Origin of the sequence: Xanthomonas sp. SHU 308, from assembly GCF_000364645.1 — a bacterium.
Classification (GTDB): domain Bacteria; phylum Pseudomonadota; class Gammaproteobacteria; order Xanthomonadales; family Xanthomonadaceae; genus Xanthomonas_A; species Xanthomonas_A sontii.
The window spans coordinates 1-4,456 of record NZ_AQOK01000163.1 but is presented as its reverse complement, the minus strand read 5'-3'; the positions used below and the strand labels follow the sequence as shown (position 1 = coordinate 4,456).

5 protein-coding genes and 1 pseudogene are annotated in these 4,456 nt (G+C 69.2%); 4 read left to right on the top strand and 2 right to left on the bottom strand.

Annotation, left to right across the window (positions count from 1 at the left end; all coding sequences use genetic code 11):
- Both D588_RS24175 and D588_RS0106705 read right to left on the bottom strand, forming a co-directional pair.
- Positions 1-375 (bottom strand): annotated as a pseudogene (locus D588_RS24175) (two-component sensor histidine kinase); the annotation flags it as partial.
- Positions 372-1,088 carry a response regulator transcription factor gene (locus D588_RS0106705; protein WP_026143454.1) on the bottom strand — a complete coding sequence of 239 codons (717 nt, stop codon included), beginning with the start codon at positions 1,086-1,088 and terminating at the stop codon, positions 372-374. The gene D588_RS0106705 and the pseudogene D588_RS24175, both read right to left, overlap by 4 nt.
- Before the next feature lie 318 nt (positions 1,089-1,406).
- Here D588_RS0106705 and D588_RS0106700 point away from each other — a divergent pair, with 318 nt between their 5' ends.
- From D588_RS0106700 to fghA, 4 genes are all read left to right on the top strand, one after another.
- On the top strand, positions 1,407-1,682 hold the full coding sequence (locus tag D588_RS0106700; protein WP_017908003.1) for a metal/formaldehyde-sensitive transcriptional repressor: 276 nt from the start codon (positions 1,407-1,409) through the stop codon (positions 1,680-1,682).
- Positions 1,683-1,722: 40 nt separating this feature from the next.
- Complete coding sequence (locus tag D588_RS0106695) at positions 1,723-2,832, top strand: S-(hydroxymethyl)glutathione dehydrogenase/class III alcohol dehydrogenase (protein ID WP_017912530.1); 1,110 nt, start codon at positions 1,723-1,725, stop codon at positions 2,830-2,832.
- A gap of 70 nt (positions 2,833-2,902) precedes the next feature.
- Entirely contained in the window at positions 2,903-3,475 is a 573-nt protein-coding gene (gfa, locus tag D588_RS0106690) for an S-(hydroxymethyl)glutathione synthase (RefSeq protein WP_026143453.1), read from the top strand.
- A 90-nt stretch (positions 3,476-3,565) separates the two neighbouring features.
- Positions 3,566-4,396, top strand: a complete 831-nt coding sequence (gene fghA, locus D588_RS0106685; RefSeq protein ID WP_017915434.1) for an S-formylglutathione hydrolase — start codon at positions 3,566-3,568, stop codon at positions 4,394-4,396.
- Positions 4,397-4,456: the final 60 nt, after the last annotated feature.

Here is a 4,456-nt window from a genome sequence, read left to right as displayed (position 1 = left end):
TGGCGGCGGGCGTTCGCCCAGGCGCAGGCGCAGGCGTTCCAGGCGGCCGTCGCTGTTGCGGTAGAAGCGCACCTGGTCCGGCGCCACTTCCAGCCAGTGCGCCATCAGCCGTTCCACGTTGCGGTCGCGCACCTGGTCGCGCGCCGGCAGCGGCGCATGGGCGGTGTCCTGCACCTTGAGGGTCTGGGTGCCGGCCGGCATGCGCGTGCTGAGCAGGGCGATCACCTCCGGCGGGTGCACCGGCATCTCGTAGACCGGCGTGCGCAGCACCAGGGCGATGCCGATCAGCTGCGCGGTGAGCAGCGCCACCACCAGCAGCAGGAAGGCGCGGGCGAAGATCGGCACGCCGCGGCGGGCGCGCGTGGGCCCGCTCACAGGCGGGCGACGCTCGGCAGCAGCATGTAGCCCTCGTTGCGCACGGTGCGGATCAGTTCGGTCTGCACGCGCTCGTTGATCTTGCGGCGCAGGCGGCTGATCTGGCTGTCGATGGCGCGATCGTAGACCTCGGTATCGCGGCCGCGCGCGTAGTCGAGCAGCTGGTCGCGGCTGAGCACGCGCTGCGGATGCTCGACGAAGGTGCGCAGCAGCGCGAATTCGCCGTCGGAGAGATTGATGAAGATGCCGGTGGGATCGCGCAGGTCGCGGCGGATCACGTCCAGCCGCCAGCCGGCGAACTCGTAGACGTTGCCGCGCGCTTCCGGCGGCAGCGTCGCCGCCTGGCTGCGCCGCAGCAGGGCGCGGACCCGCGCCAGCAGCTCGCGCGGATTGCACGGCTTGGCCAGGTAGTCGTCGGCGCCGACCTCCAGGCCGATGATGCGGTCGGTGTCGCTGCCCAGCGCGCTGAGCATGATCACCGCCGGCGCGCCGCGCTCGCTGGCGAGCTGGCGGGCGGCGCTGAGGCCGTCCTCGCCGGGCATCATCACGTCCAGGATCACCAGGTCCGGCTGGCGCTCGGCCATCCGCAGGCGCATCTCCGCCACGGTCTCGGCGGTGTCCACCTGATAGCCGTGGTCGCTCAGGAACTCGCTGATGAGTCGGCGCAGATCCGGATCGTCGTCGACGACCAGAATGAAGGATTTCATGTCCACGATCTTGAAGGGCGGCCACACGGGGATTCGCCCAGTCTAGACGTGGCCGCGGCTGCCTGGAACTGGGGGCGGGCAGGAACGTGGCCACCGGCACCGGGGCCCGCGCATGAACGCGTGGCCATCATAGGCAGCACCGGCGGCGCGAACATGGCGGTTTCGTGTCCTGGGCCGACACGCATTGCCATGCGCCGGCACCCGCGCGGCGGGGCGTCCGACCGCGCCCGGGTCGGCCAGGATGGGTGGAGTAACGGCGCGGGCGTTTTCTTTTTTCGATGGCAGGAATACTATCCCCCAGTATAGTTCCCGAGCTCCCGCCACATGCCGCACGCCCCGCACGAAAAGAAGCGCGTCCTCGCCCGCATCCGCCGCCTGCGCGGCCAGACCGAGGCGTTGGAACGCGCGCTGGAGGAGGGGACGGACTGCGCTGCTGTGCTGCAGCAAATCGCCGCCATCCGCGGCGCGGTCAACGGCCTGATGTCGGAAGTGATGCAGGCGCACGTCCGCGATGAATTCGGCCATGCCGCCACCTCCGATGCGCAGCGCGCCGCGCGCGTGCGCGAGATGGCCATGCTGGTCCGCTCCTACCTCAAATGATCCCCACCCCACGCCCATTCCGTCAGCCAGGAGAAATCGCATGAAGTCCCGAGCCGCCGTCGCTTTCGAAGCAGGCAAACCGCTGCAGATCGTGGAGATCGATGTCGAACCGCCGCGCCAGGGCGAAGTGCTGGTGCGCATCACCCATACCGGCGTATGCCATACCGACGCGTTCACGCTGTCCGGCGACGATCCGGAAGGCATTTTCCCGGCGGTGCTCGGCCATGAGGGCGGCGGCATCGTCGAGGCGGTGGGCGAGGGTGTGACCAGCGTCAAGGTCGGCGACCACGTGATCCCGCTGTACACGGCCGAGTGCCGCAAGTGCAAGTTCTGCCTGTCCGGCAAGACCAATCTGTGTCAGGCGGTGCGCGCCACCCAGGGCAAGGGCCTGATGCCCGACGGCACCACCCGCTTCTCCTACAACGGCCAGCCGATCTACCACTACATGGGCTGCAGCACCTTCAGCGAGTACACGGTGGTGCCGGAGATCTCGCTGGCCGTGGTCAACCCCGAGGCGCCGCTGGAGAAGGTGTGCCTGCTCGGCTGCGGCGTCACCACCGGCATCGGTGCGGTGCACAACACGGCCAAGGTGAAGGAAGGCGACAGCGTTGCGGTGTTCGGCCTCGGCGGCATCGGCCTGGCGGTGATCCAGGGCGCGGTGCAGGCCAAGGCCGGGCGCATCCTGGCCATCGACACCAATCCGGGCAAGTTCGAGCTGGCGCGCAGCATGGGCGCCACCGACTGCATCAACCCGAAGGACTACAGCAAGCCGATCCAGGAAGTCATCGTCGAGCTGACCGATGGCGGCGTGGACTTCAGTTTCGAGTGCATCGGCAACGTGCACGTGATGCGCTCGGCGCTGGAGTGCTGCCACAAGGGCTGGGGCGAGAGCGTCATCATCGGCGTGGCCGGCGCCGGCCAGGAAATCAGCACGCGCCCGTTCCAGTTGGTCACCGGCCGCGTCTGGCGCGGTAGCGCCTTCGGCGGGGTCAAGGGCCGCACCCAGTTGCCGGGCATGGTGGAGCAGGCAATGCACGGCGAGATCGACCTCGATCCGTTCATCACCCACACCCTGCCGCTGGACGAGATCAACGAAGCCTTCCACCTGATGCACGAGGGCAAGTCGATCCGCACCGTCATCCACTTCTGACCGCAGGTCAGTCCGGCGCGCGGCCGTTTCCGCGCATTGCAGCGACGCAACGAACCCGGGAGGGGGCAAGATGAGTACTGTGACGATTCATCCGTCGGTGGATGCCGGCGTGCGTGCCGGCGCGGAGCATTTCCAGGGCGGTACCCTGGAATGCCATTGCGCCAGCGACAAGGTGGTGGTGGAAGTGGGCGCGCAGACCGCGCACAACCACGCCTGTGGCTGTACCAAGTGCTGGAAGCCGAAGGGCGCGACCTTCTCGGTGGTGGCGGTGGTGGCGCGCGACAAGGTCAAGGTGACGGCGCACGAAGAGAAGCTGAAGGTGGTGGACGAGAGCGCGACCATCCGCCGTCACGCCTGCACCGGTTGCGGCGTGCACATGTACGGCCGCATCGAGAACACCGAGCATCCGTTCTACGGCCTGGATTTCGTGCATACGGAACTGTCGCCGCAGCAGGGCTGGTCGGCGCCGGGGTTCGCCGCCTTCGTGTCGTCGATCATCGAGAGCGGCACGCGTCCGGAGGCGATGGACGGGGTGCGCAACCGCCTGCGCGAACTCAAGCTGGAACCGTACGATTGCCTGTCGCCGCCGCTGATGGACGCGATCTCCACCCACGTGGCGCGCAAGAACGGCGTGCTGCACTGAAGCCCGCTGCCGCGTGCGTCGCCGGTCGACGCGTCGCGGCACCCCGCCTGCGGCCGGTCGCGGCCGCAGGCCCTCTTCCCGGAACTGCCCATGGAACGTATCGAACACCACGCCTGCTGCGGCGGCTGGCAGGACGTCTATCGCCACGACTCGGCTGTGCTCGGCTGCCCCATGCAGGTGGCCGTGTACCTGCCGCCGCAGGCCGAGCACACCACGCTGCCGGTGCTGTACTGGCTCAGCGGCCTGACCTGCACCGAGCAGAACTTCATCACCAAGGCCGGTGCGCAGCGCTATGCGGCCGAGCATGGCGTGATCCTGGTCGCGCCCGACACCAGCCCGCGCGGCGAGAGCGTCGCCGACGCCGAGGGTTACGACCTGGGCAAGGGCGCCGGCTTCTACGTCAACGCCACCCAGGCGCCGTGGGACGCGCACTACCGCATGTACGACTACGTGGTGCAGGAACTGCCGGCGCTGATCGAGGCGCAGTTCCCGCACAACGGCCGGCGCGCGATCAGCGGGCATTCGATGGGCGGCCACGGCGCCCTGGTGATCGCGCTGAAGAATCCCGGCCGCTACCGCAGCGTCTCGGCGTTCTCGCCGATCGTGGCGCCCACGCAGGTGCCCTGGGGTGAGAAGGCCTTCACCGCCTACCTGGGCGAGGACCGCGCGCAGTGGCAGGCGTACGACGCCAGCGTGCTGATCGGCAGTGCCAGCGAGCGCCTGCCGCTGCTGGTCGACCAGGGCGGCGGCGACGAGTTCCTCGACAAGCAGTTGCGCCCGCAGCTGTTGCAGGCCGCCGCCGACGCCGCCGGCTATCCGCTGACCCTGCGCGTGCAGCCCGGCTACGACCACAGCTACTACTTCATCGGCAGCTTCATCGGCGAGCACATCGCCTTCCACGCGCGCGCGCTGCAGGGCTGAGCGCGCTCCGCCGGCGGCCGCGTGCGACGCGGCCGCCGGGCAGGCACCGCGGGCTTGGCA